Genomic DNA, 544 nt, shown 5'->3' on the forward strand with positions numbered 1-544 from the left:
CGGCAGCGACTGCTCCGGCGCCAGCGGCAGTGGCTACATCAATGCCTTGAACCTGTTTACCGGTACTGCACCGAAGTCGGGCAGCTATTTCACTGATACCACCGTGCTGACCGATGGCAAGGGGGGGGAGGGGGTGATCGGCTCCGTGGGTGTCAGCGGCGGCATGGCTACCGAGGTCAATGTGACCAGCGGGTTGGTAACGGTGGGTACGGGTGGCGGGCTTGATACGGCCAGTACCGGCATCAATCCGCCTACCGGTGCTCAACCCAGTCGCGTCAGCTGGCGCGAGATCGTGCAGTAAGGGCGGAGGACGAAGAATATGCGTTTTTCAATGAAAGGGTTCACGCTGATCGAACTGATGGTGGTCGTGGCGATCATCGGTATCCTCGCTTCGATTGCCTACCCGAGTTACATCAGTCATGTCGTCAAGACGCGTCGGGTGGCTGGTGCCACCTGCATGATGGAAATGGCGCAATTCATGGAGCGCTATTACACGACGAAGATGAAGTACTCGGGCGCCACGCTGCCGCAAACCGCGTGCACT

At 59.6% G+C, this 544-nt stretch carries 1 protein-coding gene and 1 pseudogene; both read left to right on the forward strand.

Features of this window, described 5'->3' with window-relative positions; translation table 11 throughout:
* Positions 1 to 301, forward strand: a pseudogene (locus ABB22_RS18485) (hypothetical protein); the annotation flags it as partial.
* Positions 302 to 331: 30 nt separating this feature from the next.
* The coding region (locus ABB22_RS17550) for a type IV pilin protein (RefSeq protein ID WP_211264526.1) at positions 332 to 544 on the forward strand (213 nt) is incomplete at its 3' end.

Source organism: Stenotrophomonas nitritireducens (genome assembly GCF_001431425.1).
In the GTDB taxonomy this organism is placed as follows: domain Bacteria; phylum Pseudomonadota; class Gammaproteobacteria; order Xanthomonadales; family Xanthomonadaceae; genus Stenotrophomonas; species Stenotrophomonas nitritireducens.